The 26,675-nt window shown below is 51.7% G+C and carries 16 protein-coding genes; 14 read left to right on the top strand and 2 right to left on the bottom strand.

All coding sequences use genetic code 11. From position 1 onward, the window contains the following. Positions 1 to 37: 37 nt before the first annotated feature. The 6 genes from L215_RS0101005 (at position 38) to L215_RS0100980 (ending at position 8,637) form a co-directional block, all read left to right on the top strand. Positions 38 to 1,096 (top strand): XRE family transcriptional regulator, encoded by a 1,059-nt coding sequence (locus L215_RS0101005; protein ID WP_025884342.1) that lies wholly within the window; start codon positions 38 to 40, stop codon positions 1,094 to 1,096. Beyond that, the gene (locus L215_RS0101000; RefSeq protein ID WP_025884341.1) at positions 1,093 to 1,608 is read left to right on the top strand and encodes a PIN domain-containing protein; all 516 of its coding nucleotides are present in this window, start codon (positions 1,093 to 1,095) and stop codon (positions 1,606 to 1,608) included. The genes L215_RS0101005 and L215_RS0101000 overlap by 4 nt, the downstream gene beginning before the upstream one ends. Before the next feature lie 180 nt (positions 1,609 to 1,788). Continuing rightward, entirely contained in the window at positions 1,789 to 3,828 is a 2,040-nt protein-coding gene (locus L215_RS0100995; RefSeq protein ID WP_027451199.1) for a fructose-bisphosphatase class III, read from the top strand. A 78-nt stretch (positions 3,829 to 3,906) separates the two neighbouring features. Then, entirely contained in the window at positions 3,907 to 6,261 is a 2,355-nt protein-coding gene (locus L215_RS0100990) for a transglycosylase domain-containing protein (protein ID WP_025884339.1), read from the top strand. Between the two features lie 465 nt (positions 6,262 to 6,726). Next, positions 6,727 to 7,587, top strand: a complete 861-nt coding sequence (locus L215_RS0100985) for a sigma-70 family RNA polymerase sigma factor (protein ID WP_007366040.1) — start codon at positions 6,727 to 6,729, stop codon at positions 7,585 to 7,587. Between the two features lie 129 nt (positions 7,588 to 7,716). Beyond that, positions 7,717 to 8,637 (top strand): DMT family transporter, encoded by a 921-nt coding sequence (locus L215_RS0100980; protein WP_025883137.1) that lies wholly within the window; start codon positions 7,717 to 7,719, stop codon positions 8,635 to 8,637. A gap of 32 nt (positions 8,638 to 8,669) precedes the next feature. Here the strand turns inward: L215_RS0100980 and L215_RS0100975 are convergent, their stop codons facing one another. Continuing rightward, a complete protein-coding gene (locus tag L215_RS0100975) occupies positions 8,670 to 10,361 on the bottom strand; it encodes an alkaline phosphatase (RefSeq protein ID WP_025883135.1) in 1,692 nt (563 codons plus the stop codon). A gap of 11 nt (positions 10,362 to 10,372) precedes the next feature. Next, complete coding sequence (gene rsmA, locus L215_RS0100970; protein ID WP_025883133.1) at positions 10,373 to 11,188, bottom strand: 16S rRNA (adenine(1518)-N(6)/adenine(1519)-N(6))-dimethyltransferase RsmA; 816 nt, start codon at positions 11,186 to 11,188, stop codon at positions 10,373 to 10,375. 472 nt (positions 11,189 to 11,660) lie between these two features. On the opposite strand from rsmA, the gene L215_RS0100965 reads away from it, so the two are divergent. From L215_RS0100965 to L215_RS0100925, 8 genes are all read left to right on the top strand, one after another. Continuing rightward, positions 11,661 to 12,599: a dimethylarginine dimethylaminohydrolase family protein gene (locus L215_RS0100965; RefSeq protein ID WP_025883132.1), complete on the top strand. Its 939-nt coding sequence runs from the start codon at positions 11,661 to 11,663 to the stop codon at positions 12,597 to 12,599. A gap of 3 nt (positions 12,600 to 12,602) precedes the next feature. Then, positions 12,603 to 14,027 (top strand): DNA repair protein RadA, encoded by a 1,425-nt coding sequence (gene radA / locus L215_RS0100960; protein ID WP_025883131.1) that lies wholly within the window; start codon positions 12,603 to 12,605, stop codon positions 14,025 to 14,027. Positions 14,028 to 14,050: 23 nt separating this feature from the next. Continuing rightward, on the top strand, positions 14,051 to 15,376 hold the full coding sequence (gene dgt / locus L215_RS0100955) for a dGTP triphosphohydrolase (protein ID WP_025883130.1): 1,326 nt from the start codon (positions 14,051 to 14,053) through the stop codon (positions 15,374 to 15,376). Positions 15,377 to 15,705: 329 nt separating this feature from the next. Further along, the gene (locus tag L215_RS0100945; RefSeq protein ID WP_081780312.1) at positions 15,706 to 17,250 is read left to right on the top strand and encodes an Mfa1 family fimbria major subunit; all 1,545 of its coding nucleotides are present in this window, start codon (positions 15,706 to 15,708) and stop codon (positions 17,248 to 17,250) included. 373 nt (positions 17,251 to 17,623) lie between these two features. Beyond that, positions 17,624 to 19,198, top strand: a complete 1,575-nt coding sequence (locus tag L215_RS0100940) for an Mfa1 family fimbria major subunit (RefSeq protein ID WP_025883127.1) — start codon at positions 17,624 to 17,626, stop codon at positions 19,196 to 19,198. A 201-nt stretch (positions 19,199 to 19,399) separates the two neighbouring features. Beyond that, on the top strand, positions 19,400 to 20,359 hold the full coding sequence (locus tag L215_RS0100935; RefSeq protein WP_025883126.1) for a FimB/Mfa2 family fimbrial subunit: 960 nt from the start codon (positions 19,400 to 19,402) through the stop codon (positions 20,357 to 20,359). A 39-nt stretch (positions 20,360 to 20,398) separates the two neighbouring features. Further along, the gene (locus L215_RS0100930) at positions 20,399 to 21,850 is read left to right on the top strand and encodes a hypothetical protein (protein ID WP_027451198.1); all 1,452 of its coding nucleotides are present in this window, start codon (positions 20,399 to 20,401) and stop codon (positions 21,848 to 21,850) included. A gap of 79 nt (positions 21,851 to 21,929) precedes the next feature. Then, positions 21,930 to 26,633, top strand: a complete 4,704-nt coding sequence (locus tag L215_RS0100925; protein WP_025883122.1) for a hypothetical protein — start codon at positions 21,930 to 21,932, stop codon at positions 26,631 to 26,633. Positions 26,634 to 26,675: the final 42 nt, after the last annotated feature.

Below are 26,675 nucleotides of genomic sequence, written 5' to 3'. Positions count from 1 at the left end.
CTAAGCCATAAAGGCGGAAACAAAAGAACTAAAACGTATGGAGCGGTCAACTGGAGAACGAATCAGAAAAGGGCGAGCCTTGAGGGGTATGACCTTAAGAGAGCTTGCAGACAAAGTCGGAGTATCTCACACTCATATCAGCAACTTAGAGCGGGGAGGTAAAGAGATCACAGGTGCTACACTCATAGCACTGTCAGAAGCTCTTGACCTACCCATAGACTACTTTGTCTGTCAAGACACTCCAGCGGTAGAGGCTGTAAGCTTTAGAAAGCTAAAAGCCTTTTCTAGCAAAGAGGATAAAAAGATCTGGCAAAAAATCGAGAGACAGCTAGAGAATTACCTAGAGCTAGAGGAGATCATGGATATCAAGACCTTCTTCGATAGAGACGCAATAATTAGAGACACTCCCACAGATATTGAAGAGGTGGCGAAGGAAGTCCGACAACTTTGCCATTTAGGACTATCCCCTATATCAAACGTCTCAAGCCTACTTGAGACCATGGGTATCAAAGTCATTGGAGTAGCAGGCAAAAAAGGATTTGATGGTGTCAGTTTCTTTGCCAACGAAGTTATACCCGTCATAGCTTACAATAGTAATATAGGGAGTATCGAACGAAAGCGACTGACCTTACTGCATGAACTCGCTCACCTCCTTCTCAAAAATTTCCTAGAAGCTATCCCTGAAAAAGACGGCGAGAAGCTCTGCACCGCATTTGCCAGTCATCTGTTACTCCCAGACGAGATCATCAGAGAGTTCTTTGGAGGTCGTAGGAAGAGATTTTCCATCCCCGAGCTGATAGAGCTACAAAGTACCTACGGCATTTCTATTGATGCTATCGTATATCGTTTAGGTGAGATGCAGCTCATATCTCAGAGTAATTGCAGAGGGTATTTTATCAAGAAGAATAAGTCCGAAGAGCTACGAGAGATCTTAGAGAAGAGTCGATACGTAGAGCCTCAGAGCAATCGCTTCTCAAGACTCGTCATCAAAGCGTTAGACCTAGACTTAATAACCCAAGCTAAAGCCCAAAGCTATCTCCAAGAGGCAGGCATACCAGCCGATCAAGTCGTCAATCTGCTAAACGCCAATATATGAGTCAGACACAGCTCGTTGTCGTTAGCGACACAAACATATTTATAGACTTAATCGACTTAGACCTCTACAAAGACTTTCTGCAGTTAGGATATCAGGTACACACCAATGTATTTGTACTTCACGAGCTGAGAAACAAACGGCAGAGAGCCTACCTTGACAACATAGGCGGACTAATCATTGAGCAGTTCGACGCTCCCGGCTTTATGACTCAAGTGTATCAATTCTTTGACGAGAGACAACGCAAGGGACTCTCTTTCACAGACTGCACTGTACTCTACCAAGGCATCACGCTAAGCGCCACCGTACTCACTGGAGACAAGAAGATGATGCGCAGCGCTAAAGAGATGGACATCAACGTCCGAGGCATACTATATATTTTCGACCAGCTAGTCGAGCAAGACATACTCTCTCGTAGTATTGCCTGCCAAAAGCTACAACAGCTCTTCAGCAGAAATACCCGCTTGCCAAAAGATGAAATAGACAAGCGTCTAACCCTATGGAGCAACTCTTGAGACTACTCCAAAGCATCGTAACGTCTAGACCTCTGATACGAGGAGGAAACGGAAGTGCCGGCAGTGTATCCTGACATCGGACAGTCCGATATGCGAGACTAGCACCTCACGACTTGGCGCGCGGTCTTCTTTTATTTAGTAACTTTGGGGCGTGGTATATACCTAGACCTATAGATAGACATGATGCAAGACAAGATTGACCTACAGGCTGCAAAGGACGACTTGAGATACCTCCAGCTCCTCTCCAACCAGTTTCGCAACTCGGCCGAGGTCTCTACAGAGATTATCAATCTGCAGGCGATCCTGAGCCTTCCGAAGGGTACGGAGCACTTTCTCGCAGACGTGCACGGTGAGCATGAGGCCTTTGACCATGTGCTGAAGAATGCCTCTGGTAGCGTGATGCGTAAGATACGTGAAGTCTTCGCTGGGCAGATGATGGAGCTGCAGATGCGTGAGCTCGCTACGCTGATCTACTATCCCCAGGCTAAGCTGGAGCAGCTCCACGAGGCGGGCGAAATTGATGAGGAGTGGTACAAGGTGACACTCAATCGCCTTGTCAAGGTGTGCCGTAAGGTGGGGGAGAAGTACACCCGCTCGAAGGTGCGCAAGGCGCTACCGCCACAGTACAGTTACATCATTCAGGAGCTACTGCACGAGGACGGAGTCAATCCGAACAAGTCGGCTTACATCTCTAGCATCATCTCCACAATCATCTCCACGGGCAAGGCGGAGGACTTCATCTGCGCTATCTCATCGACGATCAAGCGTCTCGTCATAGACCGCCTCCACATCGTCGGTGACATCTACGACCGCGGTCCTGGCGCTCAGTACATCATGGACACGCTCCTGGACTACCATAACGTAGACATACAGTGGGGCAATCATGATATGCTCTGGATGGGAGCTGCTGCGGGCAATGACGCCTGCATCGCCTGTGTCATACGTATTGCTCTGCGCTATGCCAATCTAGACACCATCGAGGATGGTTACGGGATCAACCTCATGCCACTCTCCCGCTTAGCGAGTGAAGTCTACGCTGGAGATCCATGTACCTACTTCAAGCCTAAGCTGGGCGACTCAGATGTTGCGTATGACGATAAAGGCATTTACCTGATTAGCCAGATGCACAAGGCGATCAGCATTATTCAGTTCAAGCTGGAGCATCAGTTGATCGCTCGCCATCCTGAGTGGCAGATGCAGGAGCGTGACCTACTGCACAAGATAGACTTTGAGGCGGGCACGGTCGACCTCTCGCACACCAATCCCAACGAGGACTACGGGGTGCATGAGATGCTGGATATGAACTTCCCGACGATCGATCCGAAGGATCCCTATCGTCTCACGCCTCAAGAGGAGGAGGTGATGGATCGGTTGCGTCGCTCCTTCGCCACAAGTGAGCGACTTCACACGCATATAAATGCTTTCTATCGACTAGGCAGTATGTACCTCGTATGCAATGGTAATCTGCTCTACCACGCCTCGATGCCTCTAGACGCTTCGGGTCAGCTCAAGGCGGTGCGTGTCCTGGACTCGCAGCCACTACGTGGACGCGCTCTGCTAGATGAGATAGACCGAGTGGTGCGTCTAGCACATCCCTCTAGGCATAGTCATCCGAAGCACGAGGCTGCGGTGGACTATATCTTCTATCTCTGGTGCGGCCCCGACTCGCCACTCTTTGACAAGTCCGCCATGACTACCTTCGAGCGCTACTTCGTTGCTGACAAGAAGACCCACACGGAGACCAAGGGCTACTACTTTAAGTATCGCCAGGATCTAGAGACCATCGAGATGATCCTTCGTGAGTTTGGTCTAGAGGGCGAAGACTGCCACGTGATCAACGGGCATGTCCCCGTCAAGGTTGCCAAGGGCGAGAAGCCTATCGCTGCGGGTGGTAAGCTGATGATCATCGACGGAGGCTTCAGCCGAGCTTATCAGAGCAGTACGGGCATTGCGGGCTACACTTTGATCTACAACTCGCAAGGTATGCAGCTGGTACAGCACGAACCCTTTACGACGATGCGCCGTGCTGTCGAGCTGATGGAGGATATCAAGAGTGTGACGGTCATCTCGGAGCGTACGACACACCGCATGCTTGTGGCCGACACCGACGTGGGTGCTGAACTACAGCAGCAGGTGAATGATCTGGAAAAGCTCCTCAAGGCCTTCAACGCAGGACTCATCAAGGAGCGCAAGTCACTCCCTCAGATTGTTACGAAGTAGTGCTTCGGAGACTATCTCTCTGACGTGCATAGGTCGGCTTCTCACTCTTATATATTATAGTAGCAAAAACTCTTTCGTATGAAAGGAAAGATAATCAAGGTGCTGTGGTGGCTCTTTGGAGCCTTTTGGGCTTTTGTCTTAATTACGTTTGTGCTGATTTGGTTTGGCATCATAGGCTACATGCCTGATGTGGAGCAGCTACAAAACCCTATCGACAAGTACGCCTCTGTCCTCATCTCCGATGATGGTGTGCAGATAGGATCCTATGCTCATGGCTCGACAAATCGTATCTACGTGGGCTATGACGAGTTGGCAGAGCCGCTAGTGCAGGCTCTGATAGCTACGGAGGATGTGCGCTTTTACAAGCACTCGGGCGTTGACGTGCGAGGCGTAGGGCGTGCCATCGTCAAGCGTGGTATGCTCCGCAATACGGCTAGTGGTGGAGGTAGTACCATCACGCAGCAGCTGGCTAAGCAGCTCTACTCGCCTCACGCTAAATCAACGTTGCAACGTCTCCTGCAGAAGCCGATCGAGTGGGTTATAGCGATCAAGCTGGAGCGCAACTACACCAAGGAGGAGATCATAGCGATGTATCTCAATCAGTTTGACTTCCTCTACAACGCTGTCGGTATCCGCTCGGCTGCTCAGACCTACTTTGGCAAGAAGCCCTCAGAGCTGACGCTCACCGAGTCGGCTATGCTGATAGGTATGTGCAAGAATCCGTCTCTCTACAACCCAGTCCTACACGCCGATAGCGATGCCCCACTGAAGCGTCGCAACACGGTACTCCTACAGATGGAGAAGGCGGGATATATATCGGACGACACCTACAAGGCTGCTATTGCTGAGCCGATCCAGATACACTTCACTCGCAACAAGCAATCCGATGGTTTGGCTCCTTACTATAGAGAGTATGTGCGTCTCCTCTTGACTGCTAAGAAGCCTAAGCGAAGTGACTACTCAAAGTGGAATCAAGAGCAGTACTCCATCGACTCGATCCTCTGGGAGACGCAGCCAATCTATGGCTGGTGTCAGAAAAACAAGAAGTCGGACGGCTCGTATTACGATCTCTATGCCGATGGACTCAAGATCTACGGCACGATCGATAGTCGCATGCAGCAGTACGCCGAGGAGGCGGTGCAGAAGCACATGAGCGAGTTTGTACAGCCTAACTTCGATCGTGAGATGCGGGGCTATAAGCTGGCTCCTTACAGTAGCGACCTGACGGCACAGCAACGCAAGGAAGCTATCGAGCGAGCTCTGCGTAATACAGACCGCTGGCGCTCACTCTCAAAGCTTGGCATGTCTCCCGAGGAGATTCGCAAGACGTTTGATCAGAAGCGTAAAATGCGCGTCTGGAGCTACAACGGCTGGGTCGACAAGGAGATGACTCCTCGGGACTCAGTACTATACTATAAGCACTTCCTCCACACGGGCTTCATGGCTATGAATCCGCACAATGGTAATATCCTGGCTTATGTCGGAGATGTAGACTTCCGCACCTTTAAGTATGACATGGTCTCTCAGGGACGTAGACAGGTGGGATCGACGATCAAGCCTTTTCTCTACTCCCTCAGTATGATACAGGGCATCTCTCCGTGTGAGCAGGTGATGCACCAGCCGATTACGCTCTATGATGCTAATGGCAAGGCGTGGACACCGCGCAATACTGGTGCTAAGCGGGTAGGGGAGATGGTCTCCATCAAGTGGGGATTGCAAAACTCCTCTAACTGGGTCACGGCATACCTGATGGGACGCACATCGCCTTATACGTTTGTTCGTCTGCTTCACTCCTTCGGCATCAAGGGCTATATAGACCCCGTCGTCTCGGTGGCTCTTGGTACGCCCGATGTGACAGTCAGCGAGATGGTGGCTGCCTATAGTGCTTTCGTCAATCAAGGTATCCGTGTCGACCCGATTCCTGTGACTCGTATTGAGGACCGCTACGGCAATGTGGTAGCGACCTTTACGGCCACTCTTACGGAGGTCCTCCCCGCACGTGCAGCACTGCAGATGCTAGATATGATGCGTGCCGTCGTCGACGGTGGTACGGGTGGTAGACTACGCTTCCGACACAATCTGACGATGCCTCTAGGCGGTAAGACTGGTACGACACAGCGCAATAGCGATGGTTGGTTCGTCGGCTTCTCCCCAGAGATCGTGGCTGGTTGCTGGGTCGGTGGCGAGGAGCGCTCGATACACTTCCGCTCGATGGCTTATGGTCAGGGTGCCTCGGCAGCGTTGCCTGTCTTTGGTTACTTTATGAAGGCTGTCTATGCTGATCCCTCGCTGGGTTACTCGGTGCAGACGCCGTTCAAAGTACCTGCGGGCTTCTCCCCGTGTGGCACTCAGGAGACGGTCGATCTACACGAGCCTCTGAGCGATGCCGTCGATGAGGCTGTCGATGACGTTATGGAGGATGTCCTAGAGTGACGAAATAAACTTTTGGACGTCAGTTTCTCTAACTACGAGGGAGATGAAGCTACTGATCCTCTCCTGAGACTAAATAAGAGTGCTGCTCAGACTCTAAAAGGTTCATCTATTTCCTAGACTCCGTAATTGCGGGATCCGGGCATGTCATTTGTTTTTGCTACCTTTGCATCTGGTTTGAGTACACTGCGTATTTGTACCCCTTTGAGACTGTTGCAACAGTCAACAGTCTCACAATCTTGCTCGCAAGATTGTCCTGACTTTGCAGAAAGGATGAAGCGCAAGGCGCTGAGGGTGAGGTCTGAAGGGAGCATACCTCCGTATGCGACCGAAGCCGAATCCCGAAAGCAACACAGCGATTCGCCTTTATGCAACAGTCTCCATTTGCGTAGAGCGCTCATCTGTGGATAATTAGAGTGCGTGAGCGCATTGTAGAGTTAACCCTTTAAATCGAGTATAGCCATGGCAATGAGACAATTAAAAATCAATCAGTCGATCACCAACCGTGAGAGTGCATCGCTGGATCGTTACCTCCAAGAGATCGGGCGGACGAGCCTCATATCTCCTGAGGAGGAGGTCGAGCTAGCGCGTGAGATACATCGAGGTAATCGGCGTGCATTGAACAAACTGGTCGAGGCCAACCTCCGGTTTGTCGTCTCTGTGGCAAAGCAATATCAGAACCAAGGCCTGAGCCTGCCTGACCTGATCAATGAGGGAAACATTGGAATGATCAAGGCGGCTGAGAAGTTTGACGAGACACGTGGATTTAAGTTCATCTCTTACGCTGTATGGTGGATCCGTCAGTCTATCCTGCAGGCACTCGCTGAGCAGTCACGCATCGTGCGTCTGCCGCTCAACCAGGTGGGGCTGCAGCAGAAGATGAATAAAGCGATCGTCAAGTTCGAGCAGCTCAATGGTCGTCGTCCTAGCCCGCAGGAGATCGCTGACGAGCTAGAGCTCCCCGAGGACAAGATCCGTGAGGCGCTCAAGGTACAGGGCAAGCATCAGTCGCTCGACGCTCCATTTGTAGAGGGCGAGGATAATAACATGCTAGATGTCCTGGTCAATGAGGATACCCCCTCGACCGATAGCAGTCTGATCAACGAGTCGCTCTCTGCCGAGATAGATCGTATCCTCGAGCAGCTGGGAGATCGTGAGGCGGAGGTGCTACGCTGCTTCTTCGGTATCGGTTGTCCTGAGATGACCCTTGAGGAGATCGGCGAGCGCACCAAACTCTCTCGTGAGCGTGTCCGTCAGATCAAGGAGAAAGCGATCCGCCGTCTCAAGCAGTCTGATCGCTGCGAGTACCTAAAGGCCTATCTGGGATAGTCGTCTCGCTCGATAGTAGAGGCGCACATCAGCTATCATATTATAAAGAGCCACATTGGTCTAGTGTACGACTGTAGCTAGAGCAATGAGGCTCCTTTTCTATACGACCCAATAATCTGATTATACTACATGACTGACAAGACAAGCTCCCCCGCAACTGACTGGCTGGGCTACCTGATGGGGCTCATCTCCTCCGCCACCTTTGGACTGATACCACTGCTGAGCATACCCGTGCTATCGCAGGGGGTCTCGGAGGGGACGGTGCTCATGTACCGCTTTCTCATCGCAGCGCTCATTGTCGGTAGCATTGTCGTAGCTCGTAGAGAGTCGCTACGCGTATCGTGGCGAAGCTTCTTGATCCTCCTCGCTTTGTCGGTCTTGTACTTCTTCTCCTCCTTTCTGCTGATTGAGGGGTATCAGCACATGCCATCGGGTGTCGCCACCGTGCTACACTTCAGCTATCCAACGTTTGTTGTGCTACTCATGTTTCTCGTCTTTCGTCAGCGGATAAACCTACTGCAAGGGCTAGCCGTCCTTTTAGCTTTAAGTGGCGTGTCGCTCATCTCAGGCTTCTTTGAGTCAGACGTGACCGCCATCCCGCTCAGACCGTTGCTCACGGTGCTCTTCTCGGGCTTTTGCTACGCCACCTACATCGTGATCCTCCGGCACGCTCGTCTAGAGCCGATGAGTAGCTTTAAGCTGACCACCTATGTGATGGGACTCTCGACCATACTCTTTGCGCTCTTTTGCAAAGCCACAGGAGCCAGCCTCCTTCTGGACAATGAGACGCAATGGATCTACACCGCTCTGCTGGCACTCATCCCGACCGTCTGCGCTAATATCACGCTCGTCTGGGCAGTGCAGCGGATAGGCTCTACGCCGACCGCCATCATGGGAGCACTAGAGCCACTCACCGCTGTCATCGTGGGTGCACTAGCTCTAGGTGAGGAACTCTCCCTAGGTCAAGGGCTCGGCATCGGTGTCGTCCTAATGGCCGTCCTGCTGCTCGTCATGTCGCCCCTCTTGATGCGCCGACTCAAGCAGGTCTAGCTAAAGTGAGACTGTTGACTTATGCAACAGTCTCAAAGTTGCTGCGCCAAGGCACGAGACAGATAGAACCTATTCGTCTCCGAGACATACACCACAGGCGTCGGAAGCTCTCTCTCCTCTCCGTCCACCCATGCCCTGCGCTGGTAAGCGCGTAGCTCGATTTGGTGTCCCTGGTAGTGGATCATGATCCGCTTCTTCTCGGGTTGGTCGCCTGTTATCTCGTACTGAGCCTGGGGAAAGAGCACATCGTGTGGCGCATAGTACTCCTCAGACAGCTCCAGCATCGTCTGCTTCAGCCCCAGCTGTGTACGCATATAGTTGTGCAGGTCAATGTTTGTCACGCAACCTCTGATCGGTGTCAACCGTTGAGGCGTATAGCTCGCGAGAAGGACCTCTTCGCCCGTATGCCCATGCGTCGTAAAGCCAATGAGCAGATGACGCTTCATCCAGTCCACGAAGTACTCCTTCAGACGATACTTCTGACTCCATCCATACTCCGCATACTTAGCTTTGCGCTGCTCAGCTGATAGCGTCGAGTAGGCGTAGTCCTCGACCGCATTGATCTCTGCCAGTTCCTCGTCCGAGGGACGTATACTGGTCCATAGGTAGAGACTGTCGGCTAGGTGTGAGAGCGCTGTCTGACTCGTCTTACGGCCCAGCTCCACCGAACTATAGCGAAAGCGTGTCAGTGGCATGATCAGTTCGTCCAGAGTCAGACGCGCATAGCCCTTGTCCACACGGCCGATGCTCATACCACTATTGCCATGGTCAGCCGTCACGAGGACGATCGTATTCCCGTCCCGCTGCGCATAGTCCAGAGCTACGGCAACCGCCTTGTCAAAAGCTAGGAACTCCGTAGCCATCGCCACGGGGTCGTTGGCGTGAGCTGCCCAGTCCACCTTGCTTCCCTCGACCATTAGGACAAAGCCGTTCGCGTTCTCCAGATTACGGATTGCCGTCTCCGTCATCTCAGCCAGCGAAGGGTAGCGCAGCGTATCCCCGAGCGAGCGACGGTCCAAGTCGTACGGCATATCCATCTTGTCAAAGAGCGCCCACATGCCACCCCCACGATGCGTCCGCATAGCTGCAAGATCATCGAGGTAGAGTGCTATACCCTGACGGTTCAGACGCTCCTTTAGTTCGTTCGTCATCAGCGAGGTACCACCGCCCAGTAGGATGTCTATCCCGTTGTCCACCATCTGCGGGACGATGCTCTTGTAGAGCTTGCGCGAAGGGGTATGAGCGGTACAATCAGCTGGCGTAGCGTGGGGAAACTCGCACGTACAGACCAGACCGATACGCTTGCCTTGCGTTTGCTTGGCAGCCTCCATAAGGGTCACCACGGGACGATAAGCCCACGATGAGTCCAGTGGTACGAGGTCATTGTGGGGCTCACTGTACGGATAGGTCGCGATGAAGCCATCGATCGAGGGGACGCCCGTCATATAGCAAGAGGTCGTCGGTGCCGAGTCCCCGATCGGCGCATTGGAGCAGTAGGTGATGACGCTCCCCGAGAGATAAGGGTCGAGCGACAGGTGCTGCGCCTGAGGATTGAGTGCTCTCTGATACCAACGAGCCAGTGAGACTGCTGGTAGCGAGGTGCCGTCCGAAATGAGGAGGATCACATTCTTGGCGGGGCGCTCGGGTAGTGGGTACTCCTTCTGCTGCGCCACCAGTGAGAGTGTGGGGAGGAGTAGCAGTAAGATACGTAAGATGCTTTTCATAAAGGTTGTATTTAAGGTGTTGTTAGGTTGTCTGTTGGTAATGCTTCGTACATCAAGGTGAGCCCGATGAATTCCTCCACCGAGAGGCGCTCCGCACGGAGCGTGAAGATGTCGTGGTCAGCATAGGGGAACTCTTTGCCAAAGAGCGATTGCAAAGCATTGCGCAGCATCTTCCGTCGCTGTCCGAAGGCGGTTTTGACCACCCGCTTGAAGTTGGCCTCATCGCAGGGTAGCGACGTACGCTCGTTGCGACGAGCGATCATCACGCCCCCGTCCACCTTGGGCGGTGGGTTGAAGTCCCGCTTCGACACCTTAAAGAGGTAGTCGCAGTCGTACCAGCACTGGAGCAAGACGCTCAGGATGCCGTAGTCACGACCGCCTGGTGTAGCACAGAGTCGCTGCGCCACCTCATGCTGTAGCATACCCGCCACGGCTGGGATGCGCTCGCGTAGCTCTAGGATACGGAAGAAAATCTGCGAAGAGATGTTGTACGGATAGTTGCCGATCACTACAAAAGGCGTGTCCGGCCGCCCAGGAATCAGCTCCTCAGCGGGTAGCTTGAGGAAGTCTCCCTCGATAATCCGCCCCTCTTGGCTCAGCTGTGGAAAGTGCTGGTGCAGATACTCGATACTCTCATGATCTATGTCGATGACCTGCAGGTCGTGCCCCGCCTCTAGGAGTGGCTGTGTCAGGACTCCCATACCAGGTCCCACCTCTAGGATCGGCGTGCCGAGGTAGTCCGCCACCGAGTCGGCAATGCGCTGCGCTGCACCGAGATCGGTGAGAAAGTGCTGCCCCAGATATTTCTTAGCTCGTACAGATTCCATAGTTCATTCGCTCGTTGCAGGGTCAAAAGTACAACTTTTATCGAATAGCTCCCTAGGAATTGCCCAAATTCCTCCGTAGATATTTCTGATTTGCTACCTAGGAATGGCCAAATTCTTCGGACTTATTTTTTGATTCCTCCGAAGTTTCATTTGATTCCTCCGAAGTATTTTTTATTTCCTAGGTAGGAATTGGGGCAATTCCTAGGTAGCTATTGGGCAAATTCCTAGGTAGGAATTCCATTAGAGGGTAGAGATTAGAGGGTAGAGGTTAGAGGTCGGAGAGATCAGAGAGATCAGAGGGATCGGAGCTGTCGGAGGGATCGGAGGGATCGGAACTCCAATCTCTAACTTCTAACCTCTAACCTCTAATTTCTAACTTCTAATCTCTACCTCCTCACTTTTCCCTATATTTGTCAGAGATAGAATAAAGCTCCCCGCACAGAGCTGTGCAGGGAGCCTCTAAACAAACGATATGATGGACAAACAAGGCAAACGACTCATACCTCACGTGACCAACGAAACGAACCAGCTCCGCAAGGTCGTGCTTGGTCTGCCTCACGCGCTCGGTACGCAGCCGACCCTCGAGGAGACTTACGACGCTAAGAGCTACCAGGCGGTCCTGCGGGGAGACTACCCCACGGAGCAGGCGGTGGTACGTGAGATGGAGGGCTTCCTCGCTATCCTGCAGCGCCACGGTGTGGAGGTGTATCGTCCTGAGCCGATAGAGGGGTGTAATCAGATCTTCGCGCGAGATGTCTCTTTCGTGATCGACGAGCACCTCTTTGTAGCACACATGATCCCCGATAGGAGACGGGAGGTAGATGCGTTTGCATCGATCTACGACCTCTTCGAGCCGAGTAGTGTGCTGCATCTGCCCGCCGAGGTGCGTGTCGAGGGGGGCGACGTGATCCTTTATGATGATATCCTCTTCGTGGGGTGCTGCGAGCCGGGAGCCTTTGGACAGTTCAAGACTACGAGGACCAATGATCGTGCGGTGGACTTCTTCCGTGAGTTCTTCCCGCACAAGCGTGTCGTCCCTGTGCCACTATACAAGCATGACCAGGATCCTCTACGTGGCGTGCTACACCTAGACTGCGCCTTCCAGCCCGTGGGGCGTGGCTTCGCCGTCTTTTATCCAGAGGGAGTCGCTTCCAGAGAGGCGCGCGGGATCATTGGCGAGGTCTTTGGCCAGGACAAGCTGCTGACTATTACGGCTGAGGAGGCTGTCGAGATGCATACGAACTTCTTCGCACTCTCTCCCGAAGTGGTCTGTGTCGAGGCGGGTGCCGAGCGTCTGCAACGTTACCTCCGCGAGGTGGCTGGTATGACTGTCGAGGAGGTACCCTACAGTGAGATCTCTAAGCAGGGTGGCTTGCTGCGCTGCTCCACATGTCCTCTAGAGCGTGCATGACAGATGGCAAAGGTTAAGACTATATATAAGTGTAGTGCTTGTGGTGCTACCTACAGTCGCTGGCAAGGACAGTGCAACGAGTGTCAGGAATGGAATACGATCGAGGAGCAACTGGCTCAGCCAGAGACGACCTCGGGGCGCTCAACACCAGCGCAGGAGATACAGCGCAAGCTCAAGCAGATCCATGAGGGTGCTACGTGGGACGGCCTTCAATCTGAGGAGGTGCGTCCCATACAACTGATCGAGGGAAGCGAGGAGAGTCGAGTAAATCTGCACGACGAGGAGCTAAACCGCCTCCTCGGTGGCGGACTGGTGCAGGGCTCCTTCACCTTGCTCGGTGGCGAGCCAGGTATTGGTAAGTCGACACTGGTCTTTCAGACTGTCCTGCGCTGCCCAGAGCTCAAGACACTCTACGTGTCGGGCGAGGAGAGTGCCCAGCAACTCAAGCTACGTGCCGACCGCATCGGCATACACTCGGAGCAGTGCCTCATCTACTGCGACACCGACCTAGACAACATACTCCTGAAGGCACTGCAGATAGCTCCCGACCTGCTGGTCATCGACAGTATTCAGACGGTTACGACCGCACGCTCTGACTCTTCGCCTGGCTCCATCAGTCAGATTAAGGAGTGTGCCAACCTGCTCCTGCACTTTGCCAAGAGCAGCGGCATCCCCGTGATTGTCATTGGGCATATCAACAAAGAGGGCTCCATAGCGGGTCCGAAGATCTTGGAGCATACGGTAGACACGGTCTTGCAGTTTGAGGGTGACAAGCAGCATCTCTACCGCATCCTGCGAAGCCACAAGAACCGCTTTGGCTCTACCGACGATCTCGGCATCTACGAGATGAATAGCTCGGGACTGGTCGCCGTGAGCAATCCCTCGGAGCATCTTATCTCGGGCAATACGGAGGGCCTCAGTGGCGTCGTCGTCGCCTGTGCCGTGGAGGGTATCCGCCCCATCATGATCGAGACGCAAGCTTTGGTCAGCTCGGCCATTTACAATAACCCGCAGAGGTCCACTACGGGCTTTGATCTGAGGCGACTCAACATGCTGTTGGCCGTTTTGGAGAAGCGGGCCGGCTTCAAGCTCATTCAGAAGGACGTTTTCCTCAATATCACGGGTGGCATCAAGATCAACGATACCGCCGTGGATCTAGCGGTGCTCTGTGCCGTCCTATCCTCCAATCTGGACATAGCCGTCCCCTCAAAGACCTGCATGACGGGCGAGGTGGGGCTGGCGGGCGAGATACGTGCAGTGAGCCGTATAGAGCGCCGCATAGCGGAGGCGCACCGACTGGGCTTCACGCGGATTCTGATCCCAAAGGCAAATGCCAAGAGCCTACAGCAACGGAACTACGACATAGAGATCGTGCCGTGTGATCGGGTGGATCACGCCTTTAGGACACTCTTCTCACAAAGACAATAGACACTATATATAATATGAGTAGGATGAACTGGGATCAGCTGATCTCTAACCGACGCTTTGGGGCGGCTGCTCCGCAACTCTCTGGGGGCATGGAGATGCGCACGGAGTTTGACAGAGACTACGATCGTCTGATCTTCTCGGCTCCATTTCGCAGGCTACAAAACAAAGCGCAGATCTTTCCCCTGCCTAAGAGCATTTTCGTGCACAACCGCCTGACGCATAGTCTGGAGGTGAGCTGTGTGGGGCGTAGCCTGGGCAACTACATAGCGTGCCGCCTGACGGACAATCGGGATACGCCTCATCGGGGGAGCATCGCCACGGTCGTCTCGGCGGCTTGTCTGGCACACGATATGGGCAATCCCCCTTTCGGGCATAGTGGCGAGCGGGCGATACGGGCTTACTTTACTGAGGGCAATGGTCGCCAATGGTATGACGCCGTAGTAGGGGAGGGGCACCCGTGGGAGGACTTCGCTTACTTCGAGGGCAATGCCAACGGCTTTCGCCTGCTGACGCATCAGTTTGAGGGGCGCAGGCCTGGGGGCTTCGCTTTGACCTATACCACGCTGGCAGCTATTGTCAAGTACCCCTGGTCATCGGCTAGGGCGCCTGAGAGCGGGAAGTTTGGCTACTTCCAGTCAGAGCGGGCTACCTACCTCGATGTGGCGAACTATCTGGGCATCCTGCCCGTAGACCCCGCCACGGGGCACTACGTGCGCCATCCGCTGGTCTACCTCGTGGAGGCGGCCGACGATATATGTTATCAGGTGATGGACGTGGAGGATGCTTACAAGCTACGCATCCTGAGCTACGAACGTACGGTGGATCTGCTCCTGCGCTACTTCCCTGCAGATGGTCGCGATCATGCGCTGGCAACGCTGGAGACTATCGGAGATCGCAATGAGCGGATAGCTTACCTGAGAGCTAAGGCGATCAATATGCTCGTGGAGGCTTGTGCCGAGGTCTTCATCGAGCACGAGGAGGAGATACTGCGTGGCGCTTTCACTGGGACACTGGTTAGCCAAATGCCCGAGAGACTCTATGCAGCTTACCGAGCCAATAGCGCGGTGGCACAGAGTGAGATCTACACGGCGCGGGCAGTGATCGACGTAGAGCTGGCGGGGCATCGGATCTTCTCAGAGTTGATCGACAAAGTGATGCACTCGCTCCTACATCCGGACGACGCTTATAGTCGTACGCTCCTCTCGCTGGTGAGCAGTCAGTACAACCTGCACGAAGAGTCTATCTACGGCAAGCTCCAGTGCACGCTCGACTACATCTCCGGCATGACCGACCCCTACGCGCTAGACCTATACCGACGCATCACTGGCATGAGCCTGCCGGCGATCTGAGAGATGAGAGGTTAGAGGTTAGAGATTAGAGGTTAGAAGTTAGAGATTAGAAGTTAGAGCTCCGATGGCTCTGATAGCTCTGATGGCTCTGATAGCTCTGATAGCTCTGATAGCTCTGATAGTTCCGATAGCTCTGACCCCTCCGATCTCTAATCTCTAACCTCTATCTCCGCCAGGAAATACCGAATATGTCAAAAGAAATACCGAATATGTCAAGTCCCTTTAGTCAGCACCGACTATATTATGCTTACCTTTGCATAGTCCCTATGACATTTTCATTTCGGTGAGATATCGAAGCAGCTTTATATCAATCAAATAACAAGCACAGAATGAACAGAATAGTAAGAACTCTGCTAGGGTTGCTAACGATTGGCCTAGTCGCTCTGACCTCCTGTAAAAAGGAACCAGAGAAGCCTCAGAACGAAGGTACGACCTATGCCAACGTCTCCATCAGCATCCAGACCGACATGCGTGCGGGTGGCGATCATGATTTTGGCCGTTCTATAAAGTGGAACGGTAAGGATGCTATCAAGACCATCTCTGTCTACATCGTAGACAATGCCACCATCTCTTCAGGTGACTACGATGAGAGTAAGTTCACCATCACCAAGGCTACTGATAAGACCAACATCTCCATTACACCTGCTAAGGCTATCCTCACGACTCCTGGTGAGAAGTCTGTCTATGTACTCATCAACGCACCTCAGAAGATTAAGGATTACCTAAACAAAGCTGTTACTCCCTTTGCCTTCAAGAAGGCTTACGCAGCTGCTGTCAATGTAATCACAGCTCAGGAGGCTGCAAAGACCGAGCTTAATGGAACTGATCCTGAGGACGTCATCATGATGACCAACGCTAAGGAGTGCACACTCACAGTTGCTGAGGGTGTTACCGAGGCTGAAGCTCTGGCTACACAGAATCCTAAGAACCGTGCCCCTGTCCAGGTAAGGCGTGCCGTAGCTCGTGTCCTACTGACCACGACCTCTGATACCTATTGGGTTAACGACAAGAATCGTAAGAGGATAGGTGTCATCAAGGATATTACCTATGCTGTAGCTCAGGGCGAGAAGTCTTTCTACCTCATGCAGATGCGTGATAACAATAACATCATCAAGACTCCTGCATACGACTTTGTCCCAGAGAAAGATCCTGCACATCCTGACCAACTCACAGCTACTAGCTACGCTATGATGGATAAGTACTACGACTACAGCGACCTGCAGACGAAGGATCGTGTGGCTACTGTGGCTATAAATCTAGAACAAAACGTTTTGAGTGTCGGCGCTCAGGCACTGAAGCAGAGTGTCTTCATGTTTGAGGCTTCTCACAAGTACGGCGACCTTGATAACACGGACTTCCGTCGTGCTAATACACCTTACGTACTCGTTCGTGCGAAGTTTACCCCCGATAAGTTTGAGGATGATGCTGCCGATAACAAGTACACTGAGGGTAGCACCTTCTACATGGGTGAGAACGGTCGCTTCTATATAAAGAAGGAGAACGTTGTAGACGAGACAAAGGGTGGTATCAAGGATCAGAGGTACTACACCTATGAAAATGCTAAAGTGATCTACTACGCATTTCTTAATCCAGACAAGCGTGGTAAGACGATCAACGCACCAGCTTATCGTAACAACATCTACTACATCCGCATAACGGGCTTCAAGACAATCGGTATGAATTGGAATCCTCTCTTCCCAGAGGTGCCAGGTACGAAACCTAGCAACAACCCAGATCCTAGACCAGAGGGTGAAGTCCTGCCACCTCCTATCAAACCAGGTGATACGAATTCGCTAAAGGAGGCTTACATGGTTGTAGATGTTACGGTTATCCCCTGGAAGATACACGAACACAATATCGATCTTCCGGTCTAATTGACTGACTTTGTTTGCTAGCATGGACGCACTACGTGTGTCCGTGCTAGACAGACGAGTAACCCTTTGTAGAGACGCACGGATAGTATTTAGTAAGAGGGCGTCCGTTGTGTCAAAGCGTGAAAGCGTCGTGGTTTTAACGGGGACGGACGCCCTCTTACTAAATACTAGCCGTGCGTCCCTACATGTCGCTACCCGTCTCTAACCTCTATTTCCGCCAGGAAATACCGACCATGTCAAAAGAAATACCGAATATGTCAAGTCTCTTTAGTCAACATCAACTATATTATGCTTACCTTTGCGTAGACATTTCCTATGACTAATCTCGGTGAGACTATCGAAGAAACTTTATATCAATCAAATAACAAACAGAATGAACAGAACAGTAAGAATTCTGCTAGGCCTACTCACGATTGGCCTAGTCGCTCTGACCTCCTGTAAAAAGGACAATCAAGAGCCCAAGAAGAACGAAGGCACGACCTATGCCAACGTCTCCATCAGCGTCCAGTCCGACATGCGTGCCGGTGGCGATGATGAGAAGGAACACAACTACAAAGGTACGTGGAATGGTAAGGATGCTATCGAGAGCATCGCTGTCTACATTGTAGACAATGCAACCATCTCTTCAGGTGACTACAATGATCCGAGCAAGTTCAACATCACCGCTGCAGCAGCAGATGGTACTGCCAACATCTCCATCACACCTAAGGAGGCTATCCTGACGACTCCTGGTGAGAAGTCTGTCTACGTGCTGATCAACGCAGATGCCAAGATTAAGAAATATCTTGATGCAGCTGAAACTCCCTTTGCCTTCAAGAAGGCTTACGCAGCTGCTGTCGATGTAATCTCTGCTCAGGAGGCTGCAAAGGCTAATGCTTCTGGTGAGGATGTCATCATGATGACCAACGCTAAGGAGTGCACGGTCACAGTTGCTGAGGGTGTCACCAAGGATGAGGCTGAGGCTGCACAGAGTCCTAAGAACCGCGCCTCTGTCGAGGTTAAGCGTGCCGTAGCTCGTGTCCTACTGACCACGACCGCTGAGGAGTATACGGTTAACTTCAAGAATGGTGAGAAGATGGGTACCATCAAGAACATCACCTACGCCGTAGCTCAGGGCGAGAAGTCTTTCTACCTCATGCAGATGCGTGACGCTAACAACATCATCAAGACTCCTGCATACGACTTCCTACCAGTGGCTAGTGGCAAAAAACTAGAAGTTGCTAGCTATGAAGGTATGTATAAGTACTACGACTACAGCGACCTAAAGTCTACTGTTACTACGCCTCGTAAGGCTCTCGTAGCTAACGGTCTCGATGACGCTATGAAGATTGGTGCTCAGTCTCTGACGCAGAGTGCCTTCATGTTTGAGGCTTCTCACAAGTTTGGCGATGTTGATAACACGGGCTTCCGTCGTGCTAACACACCTTACGTACTCGTTCGTACAACATTCGTTCCAGCAGAGTTTGCAGATGGAGATGCCACTACCTATAAAGAGGGTACTACCTTCTACAGAGGTGAGAACGGTCGTTTCTACCTAGACAAGGCTAATGTCATAAACGAAGAAAAGGGTGGTGTCAAGGATCAGAAGTTCTACACCTATGTCAATGGCAAGGCTCTTTACTACGCATTCGTTAATCCTGACAAGATCGAGAAGACGGTCAACGCACCAGCTTATCGTAACAACATCTACCACATCAGCGTCAAGGGCTTCCTGACGATCGGTACTAACTGGAACCCGATTTATCCAGAGGATCCTGATGATCCTGGAAAGATCGGGGGCGGAACACCCGGGAAATCTAACAACCCAGATCCTAGACCAGATGGTGAAGTCCTGCCACCTCCTATCACACCAGGTGAGACGAACACACCAAAGGAGACTTACATGGCTGTAGATGTTACGGTTATCCCCTGGAACGTACACACCTACGCTATTGATCTATCGATCTAATCGACTGACTATCTGACTAGAGTTTCTAGTGGCCACTAGTGCTACTAGAAACTTTAGCAACTCACCGATAGGGACGCACTGATGGACGTGCGTCTGACCGTGCGTCCCTATCTTTTTCCCCTTCCCCTTATTATCGTTAGCCTTACGATCTACCCTTCCTCTAAACCGACACATCTGATCTCTCAATCATAGTTGCATTTTATGAAGCGACACATTATATATAGTATACTCTTGCTACCTCTCCTCCTCTTATCACTCGTCAGCTGTGATAAGCTCGTATATGATCGAGGCGAGTGCCCCACGATACTGGTCTTCACGCCCTATACGCAGACGCCCTGTATGTCTGACTCAGCTTACATAGGCAAGGCGGGCTACATGGACATCGTCATCAGTGTCCCTTCGTCAGGAGAGATCATCGCATACAAGCATCTAGAGTCAGCTGACCTGACTGCAGCCTCTAGGATAGAGATCCCCGTACCAAACGAGTGCGGCGAGACCTATCGATACACTATCTGGGTAGGAGCTACCCCCCAGCACTATACTATGAGTGACCTAGCACCAGCCTCGGGCAATAAGCTCCCCGACTGCCGACTGGCACTCCGGCTCAACGAGCAAGACAGACACGAGGGTCTACTGCCCGAGCCACTCTACTTCGCCACAGATACGGTCGAGTGCCCTATGCCTCGAGGGGGTGTAAGCACTAGAGTGCCCGTCGCGCCAAACCTCACGCGCTACAGCAACGACTTTGACATAAGCCTTACCGAGCTACCCAGCAAGATTATCTATCCGCTCCATATGGAGATTGAGGATAACAACGCTGCTTACGACTTCATGGGTCAGCTGACCAATCCTACCAAGCATGTCATCTATCAGGCGCCACTACCCAACGAAGGTACGACGCGCAGCGTCCGTCTGAGCACGTTACGACTGGATGATCCGAAGACAGCTCCCCAGCTGAGCCTTGTGCGTTCCGATACGGGTGCTAAGATCTTTACTTACGATCTCAAGAAGTTGCTCGCCAAGAAGCCAGACTACCGCCCCGAGTGCCAGTTTGAGTACGACGTTGAGTTGCGCCTCAAGACGCTTCCCGACAACACGCACTATGCCGTTGAAATCCTCGTCGATGGCTGGATGGTACACTCTTATGAGATCATCCTCTAAGCCCATTCTTATAGACCACACTAACGTTGTCACATCATTATGAATAGACTACGACATACCCATATATATACGTTCCTCTTCATCTTGGGGGCGCTCCTCACCAGCACCAGTTGTGTGCGGGACTACAACACTCTTGAGGGAGAGGATGACGGCAACAAGTACCTTACGCTGACGCTTTCCCTAGCTCCCAGTGGCAACGATGAGCTACGCAGGCAGGGCCCCGACTACAGTATCAACTCCGACAAGGACAATTATGAGGACTACGTGAACGATCTGCGCATCTTCCTAATCCAAAACGGAGTGATCAAGAAGAACGTCTTCTTTACCGATCTGGTTCCGAACCCTGCATCTACCGGCAGCAGCGAGGGATCAGAAGATGAAGGTATCAGCTATAACTATCAAAATGGCCAGGCAAAGATCACCTTCCGTCTCACAGAGAGGGAGCTAGGCTACTACGACCTCGTCGTCGTCGCCAATGAGGGCGCTTATATGAATCCTCAGTCGTATAACCAAGATCTCTATCCCCCTCTCCCCCCCGAAGAGAAGACCTATTGGGATAATGAATATCAAAGAGAGGCGAAGGCTGACGCCGCGCTTAGGAAAGCGCTTAGAGAGGCGCAGACGCTAAAAGACCTCAAGGAGATTCGTATCCCCGTCACGAGACGGTTCTCTGATACGCATGAAGGATTACGCTATAATCAGCGCAATGCATATATAAAGGTCGTCTGTCCGATGACTGCCGAGTATGAGCATGTTGACTTCACCGGAGGTGGTACGAAGGACAATCCGCGCGTGATCCAGCTCGACAATCCTCATGGTGATACGAAAGGCGTTGAACTCTTGCGCACCTTTGCCAAGGTCGAGCTGCTCTACAAGAAGTGTGTGTGGCTCTCTTGGGATGAGAACGGGAAAGAGCAACTGAGATGGATAGGCCCGTGGAGATTTATACATCCCTATGGACCTCATATCTATCAGATGCCTAAGGATGTCAGTCTCTTTCCTATACAGGAGTACTCTAGTGCTCAGGATACTGTAGTTGGCTTCCTCGGTAGAGAGTCTGATGAATATGTACGTCCACAAGAACGCTTTGTTGTTGGCTATAGCGAAATAGCTAGCAAGGTTCGGAAAGAGGGTGTACCCATTGGTGGTGGCTATCTGCTGGACTATAAGATGTACTTCTATATCCCCGAGAAGCTCGTACCCGAGGGCTCTGATGAAACTGTGAAGCCTCTTTACCTATGGTTTATATGGTATCATTATGGCGATTTCCGTCCATGGTTAGATATAGCTGCGGGCTCCCATCAGTTACGTGCCGAAACAAGATGCTATTTTGATCTTCTAAATGATAATGACAAGGCCGAAGACTACGTAAAGCGTACAGGCTCGTTTGATCCATCGAACAAGAGTGTCTTCCGTAATCGCCTCTACAAGATAACGCTAACCCCACAGGAGGTAGAGCCCCCCGCAGGCAATGGCAAAGCCTTTGAGTAAAGGTGTATACGGAACATCTTCTTATCTACGCAGACACACATTTTACTAAGTAAATCTCCCCTATAAACAGATATAGGCTATGAAGCAATACAACAGCACGACACTAGTGCGCACTATATGGAGTCTCCTCCTCGCTCTCTCAGCGCTCTGCCTGCTACCCACCACGGCAGAGGCGCAGACCACACCACAAGGCAGTGGTGGTTTTGAAATCGTTTATCCGACAGGCGGATGGGGTACTCTGAGAGGACGTGACGCTCTCAAAGGAGCTCCAAAACCTACGGGAACGCTAAACATAACCTTTCAGCCATTAAGCCAAGGGACTCCGCCCTACAAGTTTGAGATACTTAAGCATCCAGTCGACTATACTGGACCGAAGGTACTCACAAGCGACTCTATCTCTAGTATCATCTACGGCCTTCCTGCTGGAGACTATGTCTTGAATGTCTCAGATGCTACTGGTTATACAAAGAAGACCAATGGCCTGGTCAAGGAGACGACTGCACTGCAGTACCTTCCAGAGCCGTTTACTCAGAAGTTCACTTCTCCAGATCATCTTCGCTGGGTCGGTTCAGTCCTTAATGTAGGAGGACGGAACAACTACAAGGACAACATAGACTCTTTGAACCATTACTTTGAGTATGCTATCTGTACTCAAGCGGAGTATCAGATGTATGAGACCAAACAGGGCACACTCAACTGGATGTCGCTGACAGATACTGGTCAGGAGCCCACCTTCCAGGGGAACTTTGGCGTGTGGCGCGTTAAGGTACCAGTGAGAGACTCTTTTGGAGACACGACAATTGTTGAGAAGCCTTGTCTCTTCATAAAGGTGCCTGACGGTGGTCCCTCTCCTAGTGAGATGTATACTAAGTGTGCTTATGCTCCTGGAGCCATAGACGAAATGCTCTCAATAGCTATACGTGTCAAGGGATCGACAGATCCTAAATACAGCAGCTTCGCAAGCCATTTCTATGGAGGTTTTGAAGGAGCACAGTCATTCGATCCTAACAACTGGCTGGAGGTGATAGGCGGAGCTCCCTCTCCTTGTGATGTGTATAAGCCCACCCTTAGGATCAAGGAGGAGTGGAAAGATAAGTTGACATTCCCTGTGACGCTCAGTGTTAGGAATATGAACGGCCGAGCGTGGACTAGGCCAGAGATGCTCTATATAACCTTTACCAAGGAGAACTATATGATCCCTCAAGAGTTTCCGGGGGGGCATATGTCGCCAGGAGTCTGGAATCGAATTTATATGAGGGATAGCTCAGTCCCGTTCAAAGACTCTTCTCTAGGACTCAAGCCTAATGACACGAGTGGAGAGCCTATTATACCTGGATACGCGCCTGAGAATAATTATTATAGAGATACAGACACGACCCGTATGTGGAATGAGTTCTCAGGTTGGTATCCAGACTTGAAGTCTGGTAAGGTCGGATGGGACTATTGTGAGGGTACGGTAGATAAGGTTTTAGCTATAGCCGTACAAGAGCGTCGCTGGGGACGAGCTTACAAGAGTAACCTTGCTGGTGCTAAGTTTACACTGGTCAAGGCTCCTGATGGCTATGAAGAGTACCGACAGCAGTACAAGTATTTCCCTGAGCTCAATGTACCCCTTGTCCTGCCAGAGAAGCATCAGAGCGACTGGTTTTTCCCATTCGCTAGTAATGATGCTCCAGCGGACAACCCCTATATGAATCCATGCTATGATGTCAAGGTTCCAGAAGGAGACTACTATTGGAGGATTGAGTTCACTGACCTCTGTGGAGAGCCGCAGACGCTCCCCACTCCAACAACAGAGGTGCAAGGTCCACTCTGGACTTCCATTCATTACAATGCTGTAAAGTATGAGCTGGAGAATGAGGGCAAGGACTTAAAGCCACAGTACGAAAAGGTCGGCTGTGACAGTTTACGTGTCTATCCTTTCCGTGGGGCGAAGTCTCGTAACATTCTCTTGCGCAATGGTGAGCCTGTTCCAGTATATGCGAGGGCTGTCCGGACTACTACTAACGAATATGGTTATACGAAGTATGTTGGCTCAGGGACTACCTCCTTTGACCCTGCGGATGCTACTCAGAAGCCCGAAGATCAATACATCGAGTTCTCTTGGCGCAACTCTACTATAGATACTATAGAGATACAATATAACTATGAGCCTATAGATCAGTTCACCAAGATTATTCCCTGTTTTGATCTAGGACGCAAGCTCACTGTAGAGACAACAGGTCCTACTTATGATCGGGATCAGCTCTATACCTATATCTGTCCGAGTGGTCAGACTGCCTATGTGTCGGTACTGCCCATTCGTACGGCTGGTAAGACGCTCGTAGAGCTACGTGACGCAAAGGATGCTAATAAGCCTTCTTACGCTAGCCAGACGCTCGCCGGGAAGGATCAGGGTAAGCCAGTCGTCTTTAACCTCACTGGGGAGCAAGTCCAGCCTGAGTATATGCTCTATATTAAGACAGGGTCTGACGACTCAGACTGTCCCCTAGACAATGGTGGCGAGATCATCAAGATGAACGATCTGCGAGGCTCCTCTTTCATCATTGGTGCTAATGATACCAAGTATTGTGTGGGGGATACTATTAAGCTAGAGTGCCCGCCCATCACGCCTGAGTCGGAGTACACTTGGACACAGCCTGATGGAACGAAGCATCATGGTCGTAAGGTCACCGTTGGTGCCGCAACCTTGCCGCACTCTGGAAAGTGGCAGCTCGAGGTTACAGCGGTGCCGTGCGATGGCACACCAGCACCGCAGGAGGTGCCCTTCATCGTATCTGTCGCTCCGACCGAGCTATGGTGGCGTAAGGATGCCAAGTCTGCTGACTGGAACTCGTTTGATAACTGGGCCGACAGTAATGGCGACTCTATTAAGGCAGTCCCTGCTAGGTGTACCGATGTACACCTCCCAGCAGTGGTCGACAAATTCTATCCCAATCTAGCTCCAAACAAGCCAAATATAGATCCAAAGAAGGCGAACGGAACGAATTGGGAGCCCCTAGGAGAGCCCGTGTGCAACGATATCTACTTCCACTTCGGCTCTGCGCTCGGTCAGCCTCAGCTACTGACTGAGTACTCCCGCGCCTTTATCGACTACAACTTTGGTGTCGTACAGACTGACGGGTCTATTCAAGCGCACAAGGATCCCAAGCATCCAGGTGCTTACGATCGTCTCCTAGAGCGAGACCGTTGGTATATGATTGCTACGCCACTCAAGAATGTCTACACAGGAGACTTCTCTCTAGCTGGCTATCCACTCACCTATCAGCGCTACATCAAGGTAAAGTTTTATGGAGATAACCCTATGCCTAAAGAGGCTGCCTTTGACATTCCAATGAACAAGCTGGGACGTTCTACGGTAGCTTACAATCACGCTTTAGCATTCAAAGTTGAGGGTTACCACTCTGGTAAGACTGGTGCTGACGACCATAAGAACCTCAACGGGCTGCAGGGTATCATCCGCTTGCCCTACTATGAGAACAAGGATCGTGCGTCCTGCTATCCACTACATCGTTATTACGAGAAGTGGTATTGGTATAAGACTGATAGTATAACGAATGTATCTAAGGTAACAGACACAATAGTTGAGCGAAGATCCTACTTCGCCTACTTTGACATAAACACGTTAAAGCCAGTTACTAAGGTGGATTCGGTCAAGAGAGACCCCGCGCTGGACTACCGCTTCCTCTTTGAGGATGACAAGACGGGAAAGATCGGGACTACAAAGTCCTATGACAGGCAAAGTGGACAATGGCTTGATGTCGAGGGCTATACTATGAAGATTACCTCCAGCTCTAAGTCTCCTAACGGTTCTTATGTTATGATAGGTAATCCATTTATGTCGCCCATCCGATCCGTAAACTTACTCGGAGCTAATAGGGAAAATTTAGAGAAGCTAACTCTTTATATCTTTACGGAAGGAGCGTGGCGTTACGTAGGAGGTGGTGTTGGCTTTGGTAGTCAACTCAAAACCTTGAGAGTCATTGCGCCACTTCAATCTTTTGTCGTCAAGCTAAAGAAAGGGAAAGAGGATACCTCTGAGTTCTACTTTCCTACGAAAGCGCTTGAAAATCCTAATGGTATGTATAGAAAGGAGACTGAGCTACGCAGCACGGACGAGGAGTCGGATGAGATCACCGAGCGGTATGTCGCTGTGAAGGTGACTGATGCCGAGGGAGGCTATACCTCTGCGGTACTGCTACCCGAAAATACGGAAGAACCGACGCCAGCACTGATTGCGCCGGAGGGTATGCAGACAGCTCCGCTTGTCTACTTCATTAGCCCGACCGATAGCAGCTGCAACTTCGTACAGACCAATGTGCCTAGTGCCGTGGTCGAGCTAGGTGTCTTCGCGCCTACCGATGGGATGCTCACGCTAGACTTCACGACGTTGGCCGAGAAGCCCTTTGACAAGCTGTCTCTCTACGACCGTCTGCGCGGCACTGAGCAGGATCTGCTGGTCAACCCGACCTTCAGCTACGGCTATAGCGAGCGTGACGGACGTCGCTTCGAGCTACGTATGTCGTACGGCAACATCCGCTACGAGGAGCAGCAGGATCACCAGCCAGATCTAGCTATCGAGCGCACCGCTACGGGCTATCGCATATCCTACGATCAGGGTATCGTAGGCTACCAGCTATACAGTGTCCACGGCTATCTACTAGAGCGTGCTACGACCGATGGTCAGACACAGGTAGATATCGAGATGCCCGAGACGGACGTCGTATTGCTCGACGTACAGTCCGCCGACGGCCTCCGCTGGATCAAGAAGCTCCAGCGATAAGGAAGTATCGCCTAAATAAATCAAAGCCACCGTAAGGACGCC

This window comes from Porphyromonas uenonis DSM 23387 = JCM 13868 (assembly GCF_000482365.1).
In the GTDB taxonomy this organism is placed as follows: Bacteria; Bacteroidota; Bacteroidia; order Bacteroidales; family Porphyromonadaceae; genus Porphyromonas; species Porphyromonas uenonis.
The sequence above is the reverse complement of the archived record's forward strand: the minus strand, read 5'-3'. Positions and strand labels throughout refer to the sequence as shown.